General features: G+C 60.9%; 19 protein-coding genes. All 19 read right to left on the reverse strand.

Going from position 1 to position 23030, the window contains the following annotated elements:
• Window positions 1-21 precede the first annotated feature (21 nt).
• The gene (locus AC0IXA_RS09185) at window positions 22-1023 is read right to left on the reverse strand and encodes a serine/threonine-protein kinase (RefSeq protein ID WP_071172095.1); all 1002 of its coding nucleotides are present in this window, start codon (window positions 1021-1023) and stop codon (window positions 22-24) included.
• On the reverse strand, window positions 1020-1748 hold the full coding sequence (locus AC0IXA_RS09190) for a PP2C family protein-serine/threonine phosphatase (protein WP_041476618.1): 729 nt from the start codon (window positions 1746-1748) through the stop codon (window positions 1020-1022). Before AC0IXA_RS09190 ends, AC0IXA_RS09185 begins: the two co-directional genes overlap by 4 nt.
• Window positions 1748-5287, reverse strand: a complete 3540-nt coding sequence (gene tssM / locus AC0IXA_RS09195) for a type VI secretion system membrane subunit TssM (RefSeq protein WP_471812717.1) — start codon at window positions 5285-5287, stop codon at window positions 1748-1750. Before tssM ends, AC0IXA_RS09190 begins: the two co-directional genes overlap by 1 nt.
• Before the next feature lie 14 nt (window positions 5288-5301).
• Window positions 5302-6177 carry a type IVB secretion system protein IcmH/DotU gene (icmH, locus tag AC0IXA_RS09200; RefSeq protein WP_016772511.1) on the reverse strand — a complete coding sequence of 292 codons (876 nt, stop codon included), beginning with the start codon at window positions 6175-6177 and terminating at the stop codon, window positions 5302-5304.
• Window positions 6178-6182: 5 nt separating this feature from the next.
• Window positions 6183-7514: a type VI secretion system baseplate subunit TssK gene (gene tssK, locus AC0IXA_RS09205; protein ID WP_016772510.1), complete on the reverse strand. Its 1332-nt coding sequence runs from the start codon at window positions 7512-7514 to the stop codon at window positions 6183-6185.
• 2 nt (window positions 7515-7516) lie between these two features.
• Window positions 7517-8017: a type VI secretion system lipoprotein TssJ gene (gene tssJ / locus AC0IXA_RS09210; protein ID WP_016772509.1), complete on the reverse strand. Its 501-nt coding sequence runs from the start codon at window positions 8015-8017 to the stop codon at window positions 7517-7519.
• 5 nt (window positions 8018-8022) lie between these two features.
• Window positions 8023-9219 carry a type VI secretion system-associated FHA domain protein TagH gene (gene tagH, locus AC0IXA_RS09215; protein ID WP_016772508.1) on the reverse strand — a complete coding sequence of 399 codons (1197 nt, stop codon included), beginning with the start codon at window positions 9217-9219 and terminating at the stop codon, window positions 8023-8025.
• Window positions 9220-9237: 18 nt separating this feature from the next.
• The gene (locus tag AC0IXA_RS09220; RefSeq protein WP_003229566.1) at window positions 9238-9378 is read right to left on the reverse strand and encodes a hypothetical protein; all 141 of its coding nucleotides are present in this window, start codon (window positions 9376-9378) and stop codon (window positions 9238-9240) included.
• Window positions 9379-9675: 297 nt separating this feature from the next.
• Window positions 9676-11196, reverse strand: a complete 1521-nt coding sequence (locus tag AC0IXA_RS09225; protein ID WP_471812721.1) for a sigma-54 interaction domain-containing protein — start codon at window positions 11194-11196, stop codon at window positions 9676-9678.
• Between the two features lie 10 nt (window positions 11197-11206).
• Window positions 11207-13864, reverse strand: coding sequence for a type VI secretion system ATPase TssH (gene tssH, locus AC0IXA_RS09230; RefSeq protein WP_471812723.1), 2658 nt, complete (start codon window positions 13862-13864; stop codon window positions 11207-11209).
• An 11-nt stretch (window positions 13865-13875) separates the two neighbouring features.
• Entirely contained in the window at window positions 13876-14883 is a 1008-nt protein-coding gene (gene tssG / locus AC0IXA_RS09235; RefSeq protein ID WP_056790879.1) for a type VI secretion system baseplate subunit TssG, read from the reverse strand.
• Window positions 14847-16634 carry a type VI secretion system baseplate subunit TssF gene (gene tssF / locus AC0IXA_RS09240; RefSeq protein WP_039757337.1) on the reverse strand — a complete coding sequence of 596 codons (1788 nt, stop codon included), beginning with the start codon at window positions 16632-16634 and terminating at the stop codon, window positions 14847-14849. The genes tssG and tssF overlap by 37 nt, the downstream gene beginning before the upstream one ends.
• A 101-nt stretch (window positions 16635-16735) precedes the next feature.
• Window positions 16736-17119 carry a hypothetical protein gene (locus AC0IXA_RS09245; protein WP_110599800.1) on the reverse strand — a complete coding sequence of 128 codons (384 nt, stop codon included), beginning with the start codon at window positions 17117-17119 and terminating at the stop codon, window positions 16736-16738.
• Window positions 17116-17967, reverse strand: coding sequence for a hypothetical protein (locus AC0IXA_RS09250; RefSeq protein WP_471812726.1), 852 nt, complete (start codon window positions 17965-17967; stop codon window positions 17116-17118). Before AC0IXA_RS09250 ends, AC0IXA_RS09245 begins: the two co-directional genes overlap by 4 nt.
• A 5-nt stretch (window positions 17968-17972) precedes the next feature.
• Window positions 17973-18476: a PAAR domain-containing protein gene (locus AC0IXA_RS09255; RefSeq protein ID WP_076564582.1), complete on the reverse strand. Its 504-nt coding sequence runs from the start codon at window positions 18474-18476 to the stop codon at window positions 17973-17975.
• Window positions 18477-18487: 11 nt separating this feature from the next.
• A complete protein-coding gene (gene tssE, locus AC0IXA_RS09260) occupies window positions 18488-18895 on the reverse strand; it encodes a type VI secretion system baseplate subunit TssE (RefSeq protein ID WP_007920274.1) in 408 nt (135 codons plus the stop codon).
• A 9-nt stretch (window positions 18896-18904) separates the two neighbouring features.
• Window positions 18905-20380, reverse strand: coding sequence for a type VI secretion system contractile sheath large subunit (gene tssC, locus AC0IXA_RS09265; protein ID WP_016772499.1), 1476 nt, complete (start codon window positions 20378-20380; stop codon window positions 18905-18907).
• 25 nt (window positions 20381-20405) lie between these two features.
• Window positions 20406-20909, reverse strand: a complete 504-nt coding sequence (gene tssB / locus AC0IXA_RS09270) for a type VI secretion system contractile sheath small subunit (protein ID WP_016772498.1) — start codon at window positions 20907-20909, stop codon at window positions 20406-20408.
• 32 nt (window positions 20910-20941) lie between these two features.
• Entirely contained in the window at window positions 20942-22504 is a 1563-nt protein-coding gene (gene tssA, locus AC0IXA_RS09275; protein WP_471812729.1) for a type VI secretion system protein TssA, read from the reverse strand.
• Window positions 22505-23030 lie beyond the last annotated feature (526 nt).

Below are 23030 nucleotides of genomic sequence, written 5' to 3' on the forward strand. Positions count from 1 at the left end.
TCCCTGTTCGAATGTCATCCGTTACGCCCGAAGTCGCAGACGTTGCAGCCAGGACGAAGTGGCGCCCAAGGCGTCACGCAATTGTTGGGCAGTGATGGTGCGTTCTGCCGGGTTGAAGCTCAGCGCGGTTCGCAGCGCTTGCCAGCCGTGCTGGGGTAGATTCGCTGGGGCGCGCAGTTCGCGCTCCAGATGCTCGTCGCGGGCCTGGGTCGAGGGCAAGCGGCGGAACGGGTGTTTGCCGCCCGCCAGTTCATAGATCACGCAGGCCACGCCGTACACGTCCGCGCTGGCCGACAACGGTTGGCCCTCAAGCAGTTCGGGGGCGGCGTAGCCCGGGGTCCAGGCATTGAAGCGTTCGCGGCTCAGGTGCGGCAGGCCGGGCAAGGTGCCCTCCTCTGCCTGACCCAGACCGAAGTCGAACAGGCGCAGGCCGTCTTCGCTGAGCATGACGTTGCTCGGTTTCAGATCACCGTGCAGCACGCCGCGACGGTGGGCGTAGGCCAGCGTGTCGAGCAGCGGCAGGACGATGTCGCGCAGTTCTTGCCACGGCAGGCCGAGGGGCCGCTCGCAGAGCAATTTGTCCAGGGTCAGGCCACGCATGTATTCCATGGTGATGAAGGCCCGCTGGCAGTCGGTGTCGACTTCAAAGGTGTGCGCACGTACGACGTTGTCGTGGCGCAGACGCCGGGTCAGGGCGAACTCGCTGTAGAGCAAGGCACTGGCGTCCGGCGATTCGGCAAATTCTTCGCTGAGGATTTTCAGCGCAATGTAAGGGTCGGGATCGCCGAACTGTTCGTGCAGCAGATCCCGCGCCCGGTAAACGGCGCCCATGCCACCGGCCCCGAGCAGACGCTCGAGGTGGTAGCGACCGGCGAGTACATCCGGCAGCGCACCGATGCTGGCCTTGGTCGGCGCCAGCAACGGTTCGGCCTTGTTGCCCTTGGCGAAGGCGAAGTAGGTCAGGTTGCTGGCCTGCTCTTCGCTGATCAGCAGGTCATCGATGGGCGATTCGAGTTCACTCATTGGCGGATCACCACGGCAGTCAGGTTGTCGCGCGCGGCGCCCCGCAGAGCGCCGTCGAACAAACGTTCCAGCGCCACGTGCGGCGCGCTGAGGCTGAGGGCGTTGCCGAGGGCATCGCTGCTCAGGCCCTGATACAAACCATCGCTGCAGAGCAAGAACACATCGCCCGGATAGACCTCGAGTTCCAGCACATCCAGGGTCAGTGTGTCGGCGGCGCCGACGGCTCGGGTGAGTGCCTGAGCCGCCGGGTGCGCTGCCGCCTGTTCGACGCTCATTTGCTGCTCGTCGATCAGCTGCTGTTGCAGCGAATGGTCCTTGGACAGCTGATACAGCCGCTGCCCGCGCCACATGTAGCATCGGCTGTCGCCGGCCCAGATGCAGGCCGCGCGATTGCCTTCCACCAGCAGCGCGACGACGGTGCTGCCCATGATGCTGTCGTGACGCCCGGCAGTGACGGTCAACTCCTGCCCCAGTCGCCGGTTCAGCCAGTGCAGGCACTGGCGGATGGCTTTGAGGCGTTCGTCGAAGTCCTCGTGTTGCGGCAACTCAGCCAGGCTGGCGACGATCAACTGGCTGGCGATGTCGCCACCCTGATGACCGCCCATGCCGTCCGCGACCACCCACAGCCCATGCTGCGGCGAGTCGAGGAAGGCATCTTCGTTGCGCGCCCGCACCTTGCCCGGGTCGGTACGCGCCGCGCTGCGCCAGGGACTGGCCACCAGCATCAGAGCTGCACCGGCATACGGAAGGTGCGCAGCACGCCCATGTCGAACGGGTTCGGCGTGCGCTGGCTGGTCAGCAGATAGTTGGCGCGCAGGCCGCCCACGTCCGCTTTCAGTACCAGCACGTCACGACCGTTCAGGTACTCGGTCTGCATCAGGTCGAACAGACGGAACAGCGACCATGGGCCGGAGTTCTTCTCGATCCCGATCGGACGCCCGGCCATCTTGTCCATGACCAGACTGGTGCGACCGTCTTCAGCATCGGTCGGCCACTTGAAGGTCATTGGCAGGATCGGGCCGTGACGGTATTCCATGGTCTTGTCGCCGAACTTGAATTCGGAACGGCTGACCGCCGGATCGAGGGTGTACGGCTCCAGTTTGAACTGCACGGTCGGCTCGGCCGGGTTGATCGAGAAGAAGCTCTGGCGAATCGTCTGCGCCGCCGCCATCTGATCGAGGTAGACCTTCGATACCGGCAGGCTGTGACCGTCGACGCTGCGCATGCGGTAGCTGCCCGGATCGCCGCTGACGAATGGACGCATATAGCTGTCGAAGAAGCGGTCGACGGTACCTTGAGCACGGAAAAACTCACGGAAGTCGCTGATCGCCACGTCGCTGGTGCTGCTGGCGCTGAACGGATAGCGCTTGCTGATGGTTTTGCCGTAAACGCTGTACAGCTCGTTCTGATAACGGCCGTTCAGGTATTGGTAGGCATCGTTGAGCACCAGGCGCCACGAGTCTTCGGCCAGCACGTTGAACCACACGCTCAGTGGACGTGGCAGACGACCGGAGGCATTGCGCAGGTTGGTCAGCGCATCACGCTGGCCGCTCATGCGCGTCTTGGCCATCTCGAACGCGGCTTGCTCCGGCGTGCTGGAACGGGCCAGGCCGGCCAGTTGCAGTTGCAGGTCGTTGAGCGCGCTGAACGCTGGCGTCAGGTCGGCGCCCGGGCCGTTGTTGTCATCGAGCAGACGATGCAGCGGTTCGAAGCGGCGCTGCAGGGATTTCTTCGCGGTGTCCGGCAGATTCTTCGCGACGTTCAGCGCCGAAGCCTTATCGGCGGCAGCCGCAGCGAGTTTGCCGACCTTGCCCAGTTTGCCTTTCTGCCCGGCCAGCGCATCGGCAGCTTCGCCGGCTTCATCGACCGGATCAGCCGCAGCTTCGAAGCGAGTGTTTTCACGCACTTCGGTGAGCAATGCGAGGACCGGCGAGTTGGCCGACGTCAGGCCCGCCAGTTGCTCGGCGCCTTCGCCAGCGTCGCTGATTGGTGGCAACGCGACCTGGCCAACGGCTTCGCTCCAGTAGTTGGCGTAGTCGCGGAAGTACAGCTGCTCGAGTTCGACCATCAGGCGACGCAAGTCCATGTCGCTGATGCCCGCGCCTTCGCCCAGCACCCAGTTGTCGCGGAGGATATCGGTGACCAGCGCGGCGCCCTGCACCGAGAAATACTGCTGATAACCCTGCTGGGTGTAGAAACCCGGGATCACGTATTCAGTGCCGATGAACAACGAGCCTTGCGGGCCGAGGTGTTGGCTGAAACGGTAGTCCGGCAGGTTGCGCGCCTGCTCGCGGAGCATGCGATACACCACGTTGGCCAGAGATTCGCTGCGCAGGACCTGACGCGCCTGCGTCACCAGTTGATCGTTCAGCGGATAAATGAACGGCTGCTTGAGCAAGCGCTCGAGGTGCGTGTTCAGACCGTTCTGCACCGCGGTGTTGCCGGTGTAGCGCTGCGACCAGTCAGTGGCGACCCAGTCCTTGAGCCATGCCGCGTCGCGACGATCCTTCATGTTCAGCATCAGGTACGCGCGCAGGCTGTTGAGCAGGCGATCGCGGTCCTTCATGTTGGCGCGGATCTGCCCCTCGAGCATGGTCGCCACCCGTGGCAGCAACTGCGCTTCCAGCTCACGCTCGTAAGCGGTTTTCACCACCGGGTTGATCTCTTCGCCCTGATACAGGCCGCCACGCTCGTGGTACGACACGTCGCCCTTGCTCGGGAACACCTGGGTCGCGGCGTAGCTGGTGTCGAGCACTTTCAGCACGCCCATGGCGTCATCGCGCGGCGTCACGGCCGAGCGTTGCTGGGTCCAGTTCTGCGCCAGCGTGCGCAGGTTTTCCAGACGCTCGTAGTTGGCCGAGAAACCACCGGCCCAGAGCATGCCGAACAGTGCCAGTGCCGCCAGTGCACCGACGTACAGCGCACGCTGGCCCCAATGAATGCGGCTGCGCTCGCGCTTGTCCAGACCGGCCAGATCGGCCTCGGGGAAAATCACTTGGCTGAGCAAGTGGTGGATGAACCGCGAACGGCCGCTGCGCAGAGTCGGCAGCACGCCGGCGTTCATGCCCAGGCTGGCGCCGATGCCGGCGGTGGTCGAATCCATTTCCTGGGTCAGGTGTGGCGCGCTGGTCAGGTAGAAACCGCGCAGTTGCGTGGCACGCTGATAACGGTTGCCGGTGAACGCCATGTCGACGAACAGGCACAGGCGCTCGCCGATCTGCCCGAGCTGATGCGGGAAATCGAGGATGCGGCCACGGCGCTGAGTGTCGCGCTCGGAGTGCATGCGCATGATCACTTGGCTGTTGAGGCGGCGCAGCAGCTCTTCGAACTCGTTGCGCAGGACCGTGACGTCGGTGCCGACCTGATCCTTGCGGAAACTGGTGCCGAGCACTTGATCGCTTTCTTCGCGGGTCAGTTGATCGAAGAACTCGTCGAAGCCGAGCAGCTTGTCAGCCTTGCTCAGGACCAGATACACCGGCACATCGACGTGAAGTTTCTGATGCACGTCCTGCAGACGGCTGCGCACCTGGCGCGCGAGGGTCTCGATGTCCTGCTCGCTGCCGCCGGTGAGGGTTTCCACCGGAATGGTCACCAGCACGCCGTTCAACGGACGGCCGCGACGACGCTTGCGCAGCAGTTCCAGCAGGGTTGTCCAGGCGTTGCCGTCGACTTCCGCGTCCGGTTGAGTGGTGTAGCGCCCGGCGGTGTCGATCAGGACACCGTGATCGGCGAAATACCAGTCGCAATGACGAGTGCCGAGGGTGTCGCGGGTCAGCTTGCGGTCGATCTTGTTGATCGGGAATTCCAGACCGGAGAAGTCCAGCAGGCTGGTTTTGCCCGAGGCCTGCGGACCGATCAGCAGGTACCACGGCAAGTCACTGCGCCAGCGCTCGCTGCGACCGCGATACAGGCTCGAGGTCTTCAGGGTTTTCAGCGCGTCCTTGAAACGCACCTTTAACTCTTTCTGTTCTTCGTCGATCAGCTCTTCGCGGCGAATGCGGTCCTGGCCGTCCTCGCTTTCTTCCTCGGCTTTCTTGCGGATACCCGCGCGCCAGCTGACGAAGACCATGGTCAGGCCCCAGATCAGGAACAGCACGCTGATGGTCAGCAGGCGCGAGGTCGCGCTTTCCCAGAACTTGTAATCATCGACCGCCAACAACGGGCCGACGAACCACACCAGCAGCGCCACGAACAGCACCAGCAGCAGAGTCCAGACCCAGGTCTGGCGCAGGAAGGCGCCGACTTTCTTGAAAAACTTTTTCATCACACGTCCCTGTTTTACGGCTGCGCCTGCGGTTGTACCGCGGCTGGATCAAGCGGCTGATAAGGATGCAGAACGGTGTCGCGTTGTTCGCTCAGGACCCAGGCGAAGCCCGAATACATCACCACCAGGCAGACCAGAGTAAAGAGCACCACCATCCACGCCGGCACGATGCGCACCAGGTTGCGGCGCTGATCGTTGAGGCCTTCCCAGTGCGGCGACAACTCGCGCGGCACGTCGCCACGCAACTGACGGATCTGCCGGTACAAGGCGTCGCGGATGCCTTCAAGCTCAAGCATGCCGCGCGCCTGCACGCGGTACTTGCCCTCGAAACCGAGGGACAGGCACAGATACATCAGTTCGAGCATTGGCAGGTGCTTGACCGGGTTTTTCGACAGCCGATCGAGCAGCTGGAAAAACTTCTCGCCGCCGAAGGTTTCGTTGTGGAAGCTGCTCAGCAGGCTCATCTGCGACCACTCGCTTTCGTTGCCCCACGGCGTGGTCACGACGGCTTCGTCGACCACGGTGCAGAGCACGTAACGCGCGGCCATCACCTGGCTGCTTTCGGCGCCGTTGTGCAGGGCGCGTACTTCAAACAATTTCAGCCCGGCAGTCAGCCGCTCATTCAGCGCATACAGGTCTTCGCGTGTTTCGCTGTGCTTGAGACGCACCACTTCCGAGAGCAGATCGGACGAGGCCGCGACCAGCGAGTTGAGGCTGATGTTGAACGCCTCCGCCGGACGCAGGCGCGCGGCGTAGATCATGCGTTCTTCCAGTTGCTCGAAACGCGGCGGCGCGGCGAAATCGGTCAGCGGACTCGATGCCGGTCCGTGGCCCTGACGGTCGAGCAGGACGGTTTTGTCGTCCTGGTTGTAATCCGTTTCCTTGATCATGTCGGTCAGTTCCTGATGGCCCAGAATTTCAGTTCAAGCTCGGCGAATTCGCCGGACACGTGGAACGCGAAACCGCCGGAGCGTTCGAGTTGTGCCAGGTCTTCGGAACTGAGTTCGAGGATGAAATAGGTTTTGTTCGAGTGGAACGCGATCTGCCGTGGGGCCACCGGCAACGGTTTGACCTTGATCCCCGGCAAGTGCAGGTTGACCAGTTGGCGGATGCGCTCCACCGGTCCGACCTTGAGGTGCTGCGGCAAACGCTGACGCAGTTCTTCGGAGTCGCAGTTGGCACTGGCTGCCAGCACGAACGAGGCCGAGCCGAGCAGTTTGTGATCGTGCAAGGGCGAGACGATGATGCCGTACTGACGCGCCTGCAGGATCAGTTCGATGGCGTGCTGTTCGAGCACCATCGACAGCACCTGACGGATCGCTTCCATCAGTTTGCGGAAGCTTGCGCCCTGATCGGCGTGGGAATAGCGGCTGTCCAGACGCGGGCGTTTGCTCTCGCCGGAGAAGGTCGCCAGATCGCCGAGCATGGTCAGCAGCGTGCGGTACAACTCTTCCGGATGCACTTGTTCCAGACCGAGGTAATGGCGCAGCAGCAGTTCGGTACGGTTGATCAGTTGCAGCATCATGAAGTCGCCGACTTCTGCGCCGCCAACCTTGCCATTGGAGCGAATCCGCTCGGCAATCGTGTCGCCACGGTGGCTGAGCATGCTGATGACTTCTTTCAGGCACGACAGCAGGTAGCTGGAGGCGTGGGCCTGAATGTAGGTCGGGACGAAATCCGGGTCGAGGCTGATCACGCCGTCGGGCGTGGTATCGAGCACGTCGCAGATTTTCAGCTTCACGTAGGCCTGATCGCTCTGCTGCTCGCCGAGCAACAGTTTGAAGTCCGGACGACCGCAGCTGACCTGACTGGCGGAATCATCGCCGGCGTTGGAGTCGGCGACTTCGGCGTCATATGCGGTGTAGCGCGCAAGCACGTCGGATTGCTCCGGGCGCCGGGCCTCGATGTGGTTGCCGGTGACCAGCGGCAGCGCCAGATAGATCGGCGTGTTGCCGGTGTTCGGCGGCACGTCCAGCGCCAGCGGCTCGGTGTTGCCACCGAGCTCGAACAGGCTGCCGTCCGGCAGAATCCCCGAGGCTTCACTGATCACCAGTTTGCCCATGTTGAGGAACTGCAAGTCGATTTCCAGATTGAGAAAACCCCAGGTGTAGCCACCGAGCAATTGCGTGCGGGTTTTCATCTGGTGATCGTAGTAACGATCGTTGTGCTGGAAGTGCTGCGGCCGCAGCAACATGCCTTCCTGCCAAATGACTTTATGGGTGTTCATGATCAGTCATCCGCCTTGGCGAGCACTTGTTGGGTATTGCGGATACCGGCCTGATCGAGGGTCAGATCAGCCTCGGTGAGTTCCAGCGGAGTGATCTGCACGGTGTGCCGCCATTGCGTATCCGGCAGGTCGCGATAGGCAGCAAGGATGCCCACGTAACGGCTGCCCTCCTCCACGCTGAGTTTCAGTTCCACGGTTTCACCCGGGCGCAGTTCGAGTTCTTCGCTGGCCACCAGATCCGGGTTGAGGGATTCCTTGGCGCGCTCGTAGAGGCTGAAGAAATCAGCGTTCTCGAAGGTCACCGGGTGCTTGAGTTCGAACAGGCGCACGACGATCGGCGACGGCCGACCATTGAGGTCCGGGTTGAGCTGATCGCTGCCGGTCAGTTTCAGATTGATCTTGGTCACTTTCGAGTACGGCGACAGCGACGAGCAACCGGCAAGCAGCACCAGCACGGTGAGCGCAGTCAGCGTCTTGAAAAAAGCGGTCGAGCGGCGAGACATGCGCATCATCCTTGGTGGTCGGTGTGGAGGGTGGAGATCAGGCGGATCTGTTCTTCGTAGGCCTGGGCGAAATCGCGGGCCAGCAGACGCTCGCTCCAGTCATCGTCCTGACGCAGGGCCTGGTGATAACGGCCGAACGCTCTCCAGCGCCCGCCCGAGGTGGCGATCAACGGCTTGCTGTCACGCTCGAAACGCAGGGTCAGTTGCTCTGGCGAGAAGTGCTCCAGCGTGCCGCGCACGGCGGCGCGGCTGGCGGTCAGCAGTGCCACTTGATGCGCCTGCAGGTCGCGGAATGCACGGGAGATCGCTTGCTCGGCGGGCAGATGGCCAGGCTTGCTTGGCTGCAACAGAATCTGCAGTGCTTCGCTCGGATCGACGGCGAATTTCAGCGGGTTCTTGTTGGTGCCTTGCACGGTGGTCTGGGCCAGACGCAGTTCGTTTTTCAGCTCGGAGCGGGTGCGCAGGCTCTGCTGCAAACCGCCGATGCTCTGGCGCAGCAAGCGCGCAGCGTTGAGCGCCAGCGCTTCGCGTTCGTCGTGGCTGAGGCCTTTGACGTCGACGCCGAGCGCCGCGCCGAAGTGCTCCCAGAAACCTTCGCTCTGACGCTCGACAGCTTTCGGCGCAGGCGCCGGCTCAGGTTCGACCGGGGCGGCAATCAGCTCCGGGACCATCAGGCTTTCCATGTCGATGCGCGCGTAGTCGGCACGCTGACGGGAGTCTTCCGGCTTGGCGGTGGGCGACAGCAGTTCGTCGATTTCCGAGTACACGCGCTCTTGCTGTTCGAGGGCGTTGAGCGGGTCGAGGTCGAGGAACGCGTCGTCCGGAATGATGCTGCCAGCGGCGCGCGGGCGGCCGACTTCGCCGTCGAAGGTCGCCGGGTCACGAACCAGCCGCGCACGGATCTCGAAGTCGCCGAGAATGTAGGTGCTGCCGTGCTCGATGCGCACCGGCTCGCCCTTGTGCAGGCGCGCGCCGCTGCTGCCGTCCTGGACACCGTTGCTGCTGGTGTCGGTAAGGAAGAACGAGCCCTCGCGGTAGCTGACAATCGCGTGGTGATTGGACAGGTGCCGCTTGCGGTCAGGGATGATCCAGTCGCAGTCCTCGCCGCGCCCGATCACGCCACCGGCCTGTTTGAAGGTCCGCTGGCACAGCTCGGTGGGCACGAACTGCTTGGTGTTCAGCATTTCGAAAACCAATTCCATGTTTGATGCTCCTTGCGGTCACTTGCCGCGATTGACCGCTTGCGGATCACCCAACGGGCGATAGTCGTTGTCGTTGAATTTGTAATTGCCGCTACAGCCGCCAAGGCCGCATAGAACGACGAGGGTCAGCAGGACAGCGTGCCAGTGACGAACAGACATCAGAGGGTCTCCAGGTGTAGACAAAGCACAAAGCGCCGACCCTTGCGGGCGGCGCTGAAATAAGTTTTTGAGGTGGGCTCAAAGCCTCTAGATCGGGGCCTTGCGCCATAGCCTGGAGGTACGGCGACCTCCCGTGGCGAGGGGACTTGTCCCCGTTGGGGTGCGCAGCGCCCCCATAACCTGCCAGCGCGATTTCTCAGTGAAACCGTATTTGCCGGACTGCGAGTGCTGCGCAGCCGGACGGGGATAAATCCCCTCGCCACAGGGTATGTGTTGGGTTCGGAGAAGTGCTGTAGCTCAACCATCAAAGTCACCCAAATTGATATTCAGGCGCCCGAGGCGGTACAGCAGCGTGCGCCGTGGCAGGCCCAGTTCGCGGGCCGCGAGGGTCTGGTTGCCGTCGTTCTTGCGCAGGCAATCGAGCAGCAAAGTGCGCTCGACCTGCTCTAGGCGTTCGCGCAGATTCAGGCCGCTGTTGTCCTCGGGCATCGCTTCCAGGCGCAGGGAAAAATGCTCGGCGAGCAACTCGCCGCCCTCGCAGAGCAACACCGCGCGCTCGACCAGTGCCTTGAGTTCGCGAACGTTGCCGGGGAAGTTGTAGCCGCACAGATGCTCCAGCGCCGAATCCGACCAGCGCACCGGATCACGCTGCAAAAACGTGCAGGTCTTCTCGGCGAAATGCCGGGCCAGATCGAGGATGTCGCCTTCGCGCTGACGCAGGGCCGGCAGCTCGATCGGGAACTGCGCGAGGCGGTAGTACAAGTCCTCGCGGAACTTGCCTTCGCTGACCAGCGCCGCCAGATCACGGTGCGTCGCGGCGATGATGCGCACGTCGATCTTGTGCGTGTCGTTGGAACCCAGCGGACGGATCTCGCCTTCCTGCAACACGCGCAGAATCTTCGCTTGCAGCGACAACGGCATGTCACCGATTTCATCGAGCAACAGCGTGCCGCCATTGGCCGCGTCGAACAGCCCGGCACGATCGCGATCGGCACCAGTGAAGGCGCCTTTGCGATAGCCGAACAGTTCGCTTTCCAGCAGGTTTTCCGGGAACGCCGCGCAGTTCTGCACGATGAACGCCTGGGAGCGACGCGGGCCGCAATCGTGGATCGCCCGCGCCACCACTTCCTTGCCGGTGCCGGTCTCGCCACGCAACAGCACGGTGTACGGGCTGTGGAGGATCTTGCTGATCAGCGAGTAGGTCTGGCGCATCGCCGCGCTTTTGCCGATCAGGCCGTAGCCGCTGATGCTCGGCACACTGCGAGTGACGGTGGCCGATTCGGCGGCTGGCTGACGCAGGCGTTGCAGCAGATGCAGCTGGCCGAGCACAAACGAACCGAGCTGGCCGAGGGAGTCGGCGAAACCCTGCAAGTCAGTGCGACGACGACTGGCACACAGCAGCAAGCCCTCAACCGACTTGTGCTGATTGACCAGCGGCACGCACAACAGCGACTGCCACGGCGTGCTCGCCGCCGGCAGAAAACTGGTTTCGTGCAGGCTGCCGGTCAGGTCGTCGAGGCACACCACGCGGTTCTGGCACAGGGCGAATTGCAGCAGTTGTTCACCGTTGTAATCCGCCGGCAGGCTCGCCGCCTGACGCGGTTGCAGCGCGCCGTCGAGGCACTCGGCGTTCATCCCCAGGCAGGTGTGGGTGGCGTCGAGCAGATACAGCTGCGTCAGTTCGCAGCCACTCAGCTCGGCCAGGCCACGGACGAATTCACCCAGCAGCGCAGCACTGTCCGCCGCCCGCGACAGACTGGCGAACTGCGCCAGCAACGCTTCGGCATAGACCAGTGGCTGCGGCACTTGAGTGAACATCACGCCCACCTCAGACGAACTCGCAGGTCACGCTGGAGTTGCCGTCGAGCGTGGCATGCACACGCTTGAGGCTTTCGCCGGTCGCCATCGCATCGAGCAGACGATCGGCCACCAACGGCAGCACGTGTTGATCGAGCAGATGATCGATCAGGCGCGCACCGCTTTCGCTTTGCGTGCAACGCTCGGACAGGTGATCGACGAGGTTCTGGCACCAGCTGAAGTCCAGCTGACGACGGTTCAGGCGCTCGCCGAGACGGCCGAGTTTGATCTCGATCAGCTCGCGCAGCACCGGGCCGCCCACCGGGTAGTACGGCACCACTTTCATCCGCGCCAGCAGCGCCGGTTTGAAGTGTTTGCTGAGTACCGGGCGAATGGTTTCTTCGAGCACTTCGGCGGTCGGCCGCGCGCCGTCTTCGCAGAGTTCGCTGATCTTGTCGCTGCCAAGGTTCGAGGTCATCAGGATCAACGTGTTGCGGAAGTCGATCTCGCGACCTTCGCCGTCGTTGGCCACGCCTTTATCGAAGATTTGGTAGAACAGGTTGAGCACGTCCGGATCGGCCTTCTCGACTTCATCGAGCAGCACCACCGAGTACGGCTTCTGGCGTACCGCTTCGGTGAGCATGCCGCCCTCGCCGTAACCGACGTAGCCCGGTGGTGCACCGATCAGACGCGAGACGGTGTGCTTTTCCTGGAACTCGGACATGTTGATGGTGGTGATGAAGCGGTCGCCGCCGTACAGCAGGTCAGCCAGGGCCAGCGCGGTTTCGGTCTTGCCGACGCCGCTCGGGCCGACCAGCAGGAACACACCGACCGGTGCATCAGGCTTGTTCAGACCGGCAGCGGTTGCGCGCATCGAACGATCCAGCGCGTGCACGGCTTGCTCCTGACCACGGATGCGTGTGCGCAGATCGGTGGCGAAACTGGCGACCTTGGCGTTGTGCTCGCGGGCCAGTTGCGCCAATGGCACGCCGGTCCAGGCGCTGATCACTTCGGCGACCAGACGCGGGCACACTTCGAAGCTGACCAGGCGTTCTTTGACTTGCGCAGCGGTCAACGCGGCGTGGGTTTCATGCAATTGGGCTTCCAGCGCTTCGACGCTTTGGCCTTCTTCGACTTCGGCGACCATGGTTTCAATCACGGTGCCTTCGGCGTCTTCTTCCACGCTGACGGTCGGCTCGACAGCTGCAGCCTCGCGGGCATTGGCCAGTTGCTGACGCAGTTCGAGCAGACGCTCGGCCAGTTCTTTCTGCTCAGTCCACAGGGATTCCAGCACGAGCATCTCGCTTTCGGCTTCGTCCAGCCGCGCTTCCAGTGCCTCCAGCGCTTCGTGGTCGATCAGCAAGCCAGCTTCGGCATCGCGGCGCAGGGCCTGGCGCTGACGGCCACCTTCCGCCAGTTCGCCACGCAGGCGCTCGAGACTTTCCGGGGCCGCAGCGAGGCTGATGCGCACGCGGGCGCACGCGGTGTCGAGGACGTCGACGGCCTTGTCCGGCAGTTGCCGACCGGCCAGGTAACGCGCGGACAATTCAGCAGCGGACACCACCGCGTCATCGCGCAGGTAGATGCCGTGGCTCTTCTCGTAGACCTGAGCCAGACCACGCAGAATGGTCACTGCTTCGCTGACAGTCGGTTCGTGCAGTTGCACGGGCTGGAAACGACGGGCCAGCGCCGGGTCTTTCTCGAAGTATTTCTTGTACTCGGCCCAGGTCGTCGCGGCGATGGTGCGCAGTTCGCCACGGGCCAGCGCCGGTTTCAGCAGGTTGGCCGCGTCGGAACCGCCAGCGTTGCCGCCAGCACCGATCAGCGTGTGGGCTTCGTCGATGAACAGGATGATCGGTTTCGGCGAGGCTTTGACTTCATCGATCACGCCTTTCAAACGACGCTCGAATTCACCTTTGACGCTGGCGCCGGCCTGCAACAGGCCCATGTCCAGCGAGAGTAATTCAACGCCTTTGAGTACCTGCGGCACTTCACCGGCAGCGATGCGCGAGGCGAGGCCTTCGACGATGGCGGTCTTACCGACACCGGCCTCACCGACGACGATCGGGTTGTTCTTGCGGCGACGGGCGAGGATGTCGACCATCTGCCGGATCGCGCCGTCACGGCACAGCACCGGGTCGAGTTTGCCGTCGCGGGCCTGTTGGGTCAGGTTGTGGGTGAAGCGCTGCAACAGCGATTCGCCTTGCGCCGCCGGCTTGCCGTTGGCCGCCGGTTGCTCCTGTTGCGACAGGGCAAATTCTTTCAGGCGATCAATGTTCAGTTTGGCGAGCAGCGGTTGATAGCGGCTGCCGGCATAACGCATCGGGTTGCGCAGCAACGCCAGGATCAGCGCGGCGTCTTCGACCTGGGTCTGGCCCAGCTCGAGGTTGGCCACCAGCAGCGCGTCTTGCAGCCATTGCACCAGTTCCGGAGCGAATACCGGGTTGCGCGAAGCGCTGTGCTCGACCCGCGATTGCAATGCAGCGGTCAGTTCACCGGCGTCGACGTCAGCATCTTGCAGCGCGCGCGACAGCAAGCCGTTCGGGCGCTCGAGCAAGCCCAGCAGCAAGTCTTCGACGAGGATCTTGCTGCCGCCACGGGCGACGCAACGCTCGGCCGAACGTTCCAGATCACGACGGGTTTCGGCGTCCAGCGCCTGGATGAGTTGTTGCAGGTCTACGTTGATCATGGCTCACGTCCTTAATGAATTTTGCTGCCCAGGGTCACCACGCCGTCCGCTTTTTCGCGGCCCAGCCAACTGGTCCAACCGAGGCGACAGGCGTTCTGCTCACCGATGCGCAGTTCGCGGATTTCTTCCTGGCGCAGGACCAGGCGAATGTCGTAATCGAGCGGGTCACGCAAGGTGAACCGCACCAGCGCGCAGAGCGGCTGGTAACCGAAACCGATCGGCAGGAATTCATGGAATCGCTGCCAGTCGAGTTCGGTGATGTGAATGCGGAATTTGCCGCTGCGATCGCGCACGTGTTCGCCCAGCACCAGGTCTTCGCCGAGTACGCTGTTGGCACGGCCCAAACGATTGCGCTGCTCGTCGAGAATTTCCACGCGGCGCTCGATGCACTGCTCGATGACCAGGTCTTCGTGCTTGAAGTAGTAACGCAGCACGGCTTCGATCAGCGCCGCCGAGTGCGCGCGCAAACTGAGCAGGCCGAGGTACGGCAGCAAGCGTTTCCAGTTGAGTTCCTTGGCCTTGCGGATCTCGTCGCCACCCAGGCCGATCAGCGCAAAAAGTTGCGCCGAGAACGGGTCAATCGCGCCGCTCTGGAAGCTCGCGCGGTAGCGGTACTTGCGCCAGATGGGCAGCATCAGCCGTTGCAGGCGATGGTGGAACAGGTCGAGGAAATTGCGCGTCGGGTTGCCGTCCTCGCTGTCGCCCAGGGCTTGTTCGCCGTAGAACGCCGGCAGCGGCGAACCGGAGCCGACCAGACCGATCAGGTTGAAGCGCATGCGCGCGCGCATCTTGCCGTGTTCTTCGAAAAACTCGACGCGATCGACGTCGCTGCGCGGAAAGCCCAGGCTCGGGTTGGCCTGGAACTCGACCTGGTCGTACAGATCGTCTTCGCTCAGATGCGGGTGTGCCTCGCGCAGCCGGTCGATCACCAGCAGCACGGCCTGAAACAGCGAGTACTCGCGTATTACCTTGGTCAGCCCGCTTAAAGCAGGGGCTGCAGGCCCATACGTGGTGTCCATTGGTACACCTCTCCCTGTGTGCTTTTTACCCGCAGCTCATGGAATGAATTGAGACTGGCGTAAAGCGCGAAAAACTCGTTGAGAACCGAAGCGAAGACGAACAGGTCGCCCTCGCCGATATAGCCTTCCGGGTCGATGGTCAACTCGGTGCGCAAACCGCGCACCGGCAGACCACGATGCAGTCGGTCGACGTGGTGATGCTTGATGTGCTTGAGGCCGCCGAGCAGGCGCTTGCTGACCTTTTCCGCGTGCTGGTCGTAGTAGCGCGGCAGGTCGTAGGTTTCCAGAATCACCTTCAACGCATTGACGTCGGCCAGCGACAGATAGTTAAGCGACATGTTGCTGATCAGCTTCCACAGGAAGTCGCGGTTCAGCGGCGGCGCGAAGCTCGACGTGGCCGGGGTGATGTTGCGGAAACTGAGGAATTCCGGAGTCTGCTCGCTGGCCATGCAGATGTCGCCGAGCTTGAGCTTTTTCGGCAGGTTCTGGTTGGTGCACATCAGCTCGATCGACAGGGTTTCGTGGGCTTCGGTGTGGCGGATGCCGAAGCTCAGGTAAGTGTCGAGGCCGTCATGCAATAAGGACGAACGCTGGCGAATGCTGTAATGCGGACGGCTGTTGGGCACGTCGAAACTCGGGTCGTGCTCGAAGGACTCGAATGGCACGTATTCCTGATAACCGAGACCGCCGGGCTTCCAGCCAGTGACGGTTTCCACCGAGAACACGCCGCAGTTTTCCAGGTCGTATTCCGCCGGCAGCAACAGGTACTCATCCTGCTTGCCATCGAGACGGATCGGCAGCGCGTCGTGCTCGAACAGATTGACGATCGGCGTGCAGAACAGCTTCACGTTATCAAGCGTCGGGCGCATGCGCATGATGCCGCTCTTGCGAATGTCGAAACGCAGTTCGAGGCCACGCATCTGCTTGAGGGTGTCTTCCGGCAGCGCCTTGAGAATGTCCAGACCGTTGACGTCGACGAACAGGAACTTGTCCTGGAAGGCGAAGTATTCCTGCAGGTAGCGATAGCCACGAAAGGTGTTCAGCGGATACGGGATCAACGCTTCTTCTTCGGCAAAGCCCACCGGTTTCACCCGGTCACCGGGAATCTTGAACGCCATCGGCTTGCCGCTGACGCCATCAATCGGCTTGCCGGCGCCGTCGAGCGGGATCAGTTCGATGCCGTCGAGGTTGCGCAGCAGGCTCAGGTAGAGCATCTGGCTGATGTAGCGCTCACCGGCAAAGTGCAGGCGCAACTTGCTCAGCTCCAATTCGCCGAGGTGGCCGTCAGCGCTCATTTCCAGGCGCAGGCTGAGCAGCGAGCCATCGCCCTTCACCGAGTAATTCAGTGCGGCCAGATCCAGCGGCAAGACTTCGGTCGGGTAACAGGTGCGGAAACGGCAGCGCACGTCTTCTATCGGCTTGCTCTCGATCGGCGTATCGCGCTCGACCAGCAGCGCCGGCCCGGAACGCTTGAGCGGATCAAACTGCAAAATGCTGAACGCCGGCAGCGGGCGCATGTAGTTCGGCCACAGCAACTGCATCAGCGAATGGCTGAGCTCCGGCAGTTCGTCATCGAGCTTCTGGCGCAGGCGCCCGGTGAGGAATGCAAAGCCTTCGAGCAACCGCTCTACATCCGGATCCCGCCCGGCCTGCCCCAGATACGGCGCCAGCGCCGGACTACGCTCGGCGAAACGGCGACCGAGCTGGCGCAGTGCGGTGAGTTCGCTTTGGTAGTAGTGGTTAAAGGACACGGGGTACCTGCCTGGTAGTGGAACTCATTTAAAAAAACAGCAGAACAGTTCATGCGGGTAAGAAACTCCCCGCGGGCAATGTCGGCCATAACGCCCTACAGTCATGCTTTAACTTCTCGATTTGAAAAAAAAACGCGATCAATCAATTGGCCAGCAAATATCGCCGCAAAAGTCAGGACACCACCCATCGAGGTGTAAGCCATCGCACGGACGGGGTAGTGAGGCAAAAAATAGTACAAAATAAGTCCCAGCATTAATGAGACAGACAGGACCTTTAATTTCAGCTTGGGGACAAAAAACGCTATAGCGTTCATCACCACAAAATACTGAACCATTAGATCCGGCGTCATACCGATGCCGATACCTCTCGATGTCAACCCGCCATACATATCGATATATACGTCGACACCGTAGTTATGCAAAGGAATATACAGGGCACATACTATCAGGTGTGGAATACAGGCAACTAAGCGACGAGCTTTCATTTATTCCATGCCCCGTACTGATCCATATCGCCTTGCGAAATTGGATTTATTAACTTCGCATTCGATACAGGCACATAAGGTGCGTCAGTAAGTTCAATTGTGTGCGGGATACCTTTATCGTATACCGTGTCTTTTTTCACAACCAACTTGCAGTTTTCTTTTGCCCACAATATCCCTCGCAATATGATGAAGTTATCGTAAACGTCTTTCGGTCCTCGCTCTGCTCCGGTATAGGCTTTGCCGTCGCCCCAGGTCACACCCGTTTCACCAGCCAGCTTTATTGCGAGTTCTACCTGCTTTGTTTCTCGCAGATATTTTCTATAAGTGTTAACCGCAAACGGCACCTGGCCAATGCCATCAGTCCAATACGGTTTATCCTCCATGAACACCATCAAGAACTCAGCACCGCCCACGGCACGGAATTTCCAGTCACCCGGCATTCCAGAGTGAAAAGTGAATGAAAACCGGTCGACGATTGCGAAGTCGATCAGCTCCTGCCAAGTAACATGTTTATAAGCCGCATGCGATTCTGATCCGGCCTGCGTTGTTTCCGGGTTGATCCAGACAAGCTCTCTATAATATCTGGCCAACGGTTCGAACCACTGACCCTTTTCTGCGTAGAGTTTCTCCGCAGTGATAATTCTGAATGGAGAGTCATCCTTACCCGGTTTCAAGGCGAAGAGCGGCACACCACTTTTTCGCGTAATAATCCAGACCAACGGAAGGTCAACTTTCTTAGGCTTTGTATCCTTGCTCTCAGTTGTTTCGGTAAGAACTTTAAGTGTAGTCACCTCGTCCTGAGTCACAAACGTGTAAGCGACACCATCGATGTTGATTACGGTCTCCATACCTACTAGTCCGCCGAAATATATATAGTTACAGGCTCTGCCGTCTTTCCAGTTGAAAAACCACCTGACATGCCTGTTGACGTTGAGCCTGTTTTCTCAATCCCGCTATCAGAGCGCATGATGTAGTTTAAATTTTCAACCGTTCTTCCATCTGCGGTTTTGAATTCAAAGACACGATTGAATATTCCAGGAATGATGACCGGCTCCGGCGGCACAAACGGCGCCGGCGTATGCGAATTGCCAATAATCACCGTCCCGGATCCGGCCGTGACCTTATTGCCGTGAGATCCAACCGAACCTACGGTCGCAGCCGGTTTGCCGTTGATCAACACGGTTGTCGCAAGATCGCCGACCATCGCACCACCACACGCCGAGACATCGCCTTGGCGGGCGGCCGCGAGGCCGTCGAAGAACACGTCGCCGGAACCGGCGGCGATCGGGTTGGTGCCGTGGCCGGGGAGCGGGCAAGCGGTGGGGTCGGATACGCGTGCTGCGGGTTTGCCAGACATCGGGGATCTCCTTAGGTGACCTTGACTTGACCGCTGCCATCCAGGCGCGCGGAGAAACTGACCTGACGCTTGAAACCCTCGACTTCCAGCAGGCCTTCGATACTGAAGGCCAGGCGAAGTTGATCGTGGTCACGCGGCAGGGAAATGACACGCACGTTGCTCAGGCGTGGCTCGTAGGCTTCGATGAAGTTTTCGATAGCCAGACGGGCCTGACTCAGGGAGTCGTGCAGGCTCAGGCGCATGTCATTGAGATCGGGCAACCCGTAGTCGGCCAGCGTTTGCACGCTGCCGGCCCGGGTGCTGAGCATTTTGGCCAGATGGGCAGCCACTGACGCCATGGCACAAGCCTCAAGGCTGTTGCCCTTGCGTAGTTGTGCGTCGCCGTTGAGGCGTTCGAACAGGCTGCCGTATCCGTCCATGAGTCGCTCTTACTCTTTGTCCAGCTTGCCAACCAGCGACAGGGTGAAATCGGCACCCATGTACTTGAAGTGCGGACGCACGTTCAAGCTCACGCGGTACCAGCCCGGCTCGCCTTCAACGTCGCTGACGATCACTTGCGCAGCACGCAGCGGACGACGGCCACGGACTTCGGCGCTCGGGTTTTCCTGGTCGGCCACGTACTGACGGATCCACTTGTTCAGTTCCAGCTCGAGGTCGGTACGCTCTTTCCACGAACCGAGTTGCTCGCGCTGCAGCACTTTCAAGTAGTGAGCCAGACGGTTGACGATCATCATGTACGGCAGTTGGGTGCCGAGCTTGTAGTTCAGCTCTGCCGCCTTGCCTTCTGCGCTGATGCCGAAGAACTTCGGCTTCTGCACCGAGCTTGCGGAGAAGAACGCCGCGTTGTCGGAGCCTTTGCGCATGGTCAGGGAGATGAAGCCTTCCTCGGCCAGTTCGTATTCACGACGGTCGGAAACCAGAACTTCAGTAGGGATCTTGGTTTCGATTTCGCCCATGCTTTCGAAGTGGTGCAACGGCAGGTCTTCAACCGCGCCACCGCTCTGCGGGCCGATGATGTTCGGGCACCAGCGGAATTTGGCGAAGCTGTCGGTCAGCTTGGTGCCGAACGCGTAAGCGGTGTTGCCCCACAGGTAGTGCTCGTGGCTGTTGGCAACGGTTTCCTTGTACACGAACGACTTGACCGGGTTTTCTTCCGGATCGTACGGGTTACGCAGCAGGAAACGCGGCACGGTCAGGCCAACGTAGCGCGAGTCTTCGGAGGTACGGAAGCTCTGCCATTTGGCGAATTGCGGGCCTTCGAAGTGGTCTTTCAGATCCTTCAAATCCGGCAGGCCGGTGAAGCTTTCCAGACCGAAGAATTTCGGCCCGGCGGCAGCGATGAACGGCGCGTGGGACATGCACGAAACGCTGGCCACGTACTGCATCAGCTTGACGTCTGGCGAGCTTGGCGACATGTAGTAGTTGGCGATGATCGCGCCCACCGGCTGACCACCGAACTGGCCGTATTCAGCGGTGTAGATGTGCTTGTACAGGCCCGACTGCATGACTTCCGGCGAATCTTCGAAATCGTCCAGCAGGTCTTCTTTGGAGACGTTGAGGATTTCGATCTTGATGTTTTCGCGGAAGTTGGTGCGGTCGACCAGCAACTGCAGACCACGCCACGACGATTCCAGCGCCTGGAAATCCGGGTGGTGCAGGATCTCGTCCATCTGACGGCTGAGCTTGGCATCGATCTCGGCGATCATGCGGTCAACCATGGCTTTCTTGACCGGCTCACCGTTGTTCTGCGGCTTGAGCAGCTCTTCGATGAACGCCGACACGCCACGCTTGGCGATGTCGTAGGCTTCGTCGTCCGGGGTCAGACGGGTTTCGGCGATGATGCTGTCGAGAATGCTGTATTCGCCGCTGGCGGCGCTCTTCTCTTGTGCTGCGCTAGTGCTCATTGTGTTGGCTTCCTTGGCAAGAGTCTCAGGCGTCCGGGGCTGCGGCGTTCAGGCCCAGCTCACCGAGTACGCGACCGCGGGATTCGTCGTCGGCGAGCACGCCTTCGATCGCTTTACGGAACGCAGGTGCGTTACCCAGCGGGCCTTTGAGGGCCACCAGCGCATCGCGCAGTTCCATCAGTTTTTTCAGCTCAGGCACTTGCTCGACCAGGCTGGCCGGGTTGAAGTCCTTCATCGAATTGACGCGCAATTGCACGGCCAGCTCTTCAGCCTCGCCATCTTCCTGCAGACGGTTCGGCACGCTCAGCGTCAGACCCAGCTCTTGCTTGGCCAACACTTCGTCGAAGGTCATCTTGTCGATGCTGATCGGCTTGCGATCTTCGATTTTGCGATCGTCCTTGCGGTGGGTGTAGTCACCGATTGCCAGCAGCTTCAGCGGCAGTTCAATCTCTTCCTGAGCTCCGCCGGTGGCGGGTTTGAAGGTGACGTTGATGCGTTCCTTGGGGGCTACCGAGCCTTCTTTGGCCATGGCTTTTCTCCTTGCGGTTGTGGCCCTGGGGCCTATTCGAGTACCACTTCGAGGTCGAGGTGGCACAGCCTGCGATAAATCTCTTCCTTGCTTTCACGTACGGCGTGGTTCTGCGGCAACAACTCGCAGCAACTGTGCAGCAGGTGCAGCACTTGCAATGCAAGATCGGGCTCCCAGGCGTGCAGGCCTGAGTCCTGTAATGTCTGATCGAGGGTTTCGAGCTGGTTCTTGGCCAGTTCGTATTTCTTGGCCAGGAAACACAGCCGCGCGAGGGTGAACTGCCAGAAGAAGCGTTCACGGCCACCGTGGGCCGATTGCAGACCCTGCTTGAGAATCTGCACGGCCGGCTTCAAGCCTTCCTTGCGCAGGATCGGCTGGACTTCCTCGAGGGCTTTTTCCCACGCCGGCTGGGTTTCGACGTTCTCGCTTTCGACCTTGCGCGGCGCGCTGGCGCTTTGCAGGTGCGGCATGACATTGGCGGCGATCCACGCCCGAGTGGACGGATCGGCAAACGGCGCGCCGTCATGGAAGCGCAATTCGATGATGCCCGGCAGGCGCTGAATCAAAAGCGCGAAGTGGATTTCCACTTCGCGCATTGCCAATTCGGCGTTGAGGCTCTGGAGACATTCCCAGACCATCCTCTGGCCATCGAACCAGAACGGCGCCTTCGCCAGGCTCGCCTCCAGTTCCACCAGCAGGTCGGCGTATTTGCCCTGATCGAAACGGTCCTGATAGAGCTTGAGCTTTTCCAGCGGCAGACCGCGCAGCACGGTGATCTGCTCGGCGTTGCGCTCGGGCACCGCGTCGATGGTCATCCACAGCAGCGTGCGATTGAGGCGCAGGGCACGCAGGTCGGTGGCTTTCTGTTTCAGCCACCAGGCACACAACGGGCGCGCGCTTTCCTGCTGGGCGCGCAGGGCTTTGTGCGCATCACGTTCGTTGTCGATCGGCGCGCCGGGGGTGAGCAGCTGGGTCGCGGCCTGCTTGACCTGCGCCACCGCCGCGCCCACCACGCCGGGCGCCGGCTGGTTGTCGGCGGCGCGCTGAATCATGGTTTTCAGGCGGCGGGAGATCGGCAGCAGCAGCGGCGCGTCATCGCCCAGATGCTCAGTGCACGCGGCCTCAAGGCCGGCCAGGTGCTCGGAGAGCTGCCGGAACATCGGCAACTGCTCTTTGATCGCAATGTTTTCGGTGATGACCTGCTCGAGACGCGGCACCAGCCAGCCGATCGCGGCGGCACGGGTGCGGGGTTTGAGCGGGTGAACGTCGGCCCAGTTGTTTTCCGACAGATGGTGCAGCAGACCGAGGCCGGCGAGCAGCCCGGGGAAGGATTCGCGCTGGTACAGCGACCAGGTCAGCCAGGCGCCGACACGCAGATCCTTGGATTGGGTACGCAGCAGATTTTCGCTGTTTTCGCGGATTTTCAGCCAGTCGATCTGCCCGCTTTCGTGCATCGACGAAGCCTTGGCCAGCTCACTTTCCAGCGCCTCGAACTCGCTCGAAAAACGAACGTCTTCGCCCGCGAAATTCTCTTTGGAAACAGAGACTTTTGCGAGTTCGAGGTAATGGGCGGAAAGTTTGCTTGAGTAGGACATCCATGGCCTTTATTAAGGATTACAGTCATGCGCGCGAATGGAGTTTCAGCAACGCGGGACAGTATCGAAGAGCAGTTCAGCGACTCATCCAATTGAGATGTGCTCTTTCAAGTGGGCGCATCGTAATCACTATGATGGCCACTAGCAAGCATCTGATTAAACAACAAGACGAACTGTTCATAGCGGTCTGTAGGAGATCGCCCTATATGTCGCAGGGGTTTCCCTGAGGCCGATTGATATACAGCGCATTCAGCATGGTCCTGCGAAACCATTGATCCAGAGCCTCCCGTTGCAGACGGGCGAGTTTACCGGACGCTCATGTCCTTGAGCGGCGTGCAGCATGACAAATCCGGAAAAAAATAGAAGTAGGACACTTCTGAATAAAGACCGGCATCTTTTAACCTTTCGCAGACGACAACGAGCAACGAAAAGAGTGCTAGCAAAATGATGGCATTTCACATAATTGAAACTTGTATGTTCAACATATACGCCGCTCCACAGCGAACTCGATAGTTATTGATGTACT

The sequence above is a fragment of the Pseudomonas sp. AC083 genome (assembly GCF_979253165.1).

Excerpts from the sequence above, each read along its gene's own strand:
- AC0IXA_RS09225 (WP_471812721.1), bottom strand. The coding sequence starts at position 11,196 with ATGTTCACTCAAGTGCCGCAGCCACTGGTCTATGCCGAAGCGTTGCTG.
- AC0IXA_RS09185 (WP_071172095.1), bottom strand. The coding sequence starts at position 1,023 with ATGAGTGAACTCGAATCGCCCATCGATGACCTGCTGATCAGCGAAGAG.
- tssG (WP_056790879.1), bottom strand. The coding sequence starts at position 14,883 with ATGGACACCACGTATGGGCCTGCAGCCCCTGCTTTAAGCGGGCTGACC.
- AC0IXA_RS09190 (WP_041476618.1), bottom strand. The coding sequence starts at position 1,748 with ATGCTGGTGGCCAGTCCCTGGCGCAGCGCGGCGCGTACCGACCCGGGC.
- tagH (WP_016772508.1), bottom strand. The coding sequence starts at position 9,219 with ATGGAATTGGTTTTCGAAATGCTGAACACCAAGCAGTTCGTGCCCACC.
- tssE (WP_007920274.1), bottom strand. The coding sequence starts at position 18,895 with ATGGACGGATACGGCAGCCTGTTCGAACGCCTCAACGGCGACGCACAA.
- tssM (WP_471812717.1), bottom strand. The coding sequence starts at position 5,287 with ATGAAAAAGTTTTTCAAGAAAGTCGGCGCCTTCCTGCGCCAGACCTGG.
- AC0IXA_RS09245 (WP_110599800.1), bottom strand. The coding sequence starts at position 17,119 with ATGAAAGCTCGTCGCTTAGTTGCCTGTATTCCACACCTGATAGTATGT.
- icmH (WP_016772511.1), bottom strand. The coding sequence starts at position 6,177 with ATGATCAAGGAAACGGATTACAACCAGGACGACAAAACCGTCCTGCTC.
- AC0IXA_RS09220 (WP_003229566.1), bottom strand. The coding sequence starts at position 9,378 with ATGTCTGTTCGTCACTGGCACGCTGTCCTGCTGACCCTCGTCGTTCTA.
- tssJ (WP_016772509.1), bottom strand. The coding sequence starts at position 8,017 with ATGTCTCGCCGCTCGACCGCTTTTTTCAAGACGCTGACTGCGCTCACC.
- AC0IXA_RS09255 (WP_076564582.1), bottom strand. The coding sequence starts at position 18,476 with ATGTCTGGCAAACCCGCAGCACGCGTATCCGACCCCACCGCTTGCCCG.
- tssH (WP_471812723.1), bottom strand. The coding sequence starts at position 13,864 with ATGATCAACGTAGACCTGCAACAACTCATCCAGGCGCTGGACGCCGAA.
- AC0IXA_RS09250 (WP_471812726.1), bottom strand. The coding sequence starts at position 17,967 with ATGGAGACCGTAATCAACATCGATGGTGTCGCTTACACGTTTGTGACT.
- tssC (WP_016772499.1), bottom strand. The coding sequence starts at position 20,380 with ATGAGCACTAGCGCAGCACAAGAGAAGAGCGCCGCCAGCGGCGAATAC.
- tssB (WP_016772498.1), bottom strand. The coding sequence starts at position 20,909 with ATGGCCAAAGAAGGCTCGGTAGCCCCCAAGGAACGCATCAACGTCACC.
- tssK (WP_016772510.1), bottom strand. The coding sequence starts at position 7,514 with ATGAACACCCATAAAGTCATTTGGCAGGAAGGCATGTTGCTGCGGCCG.
- tssA (WP_471812729.1), bottom strand. The coding sequence starts at position 22,504 with ATGTCCTACTCAAGCAAACTTTCCGCCCATTACCTCGAACTCGCAAAA.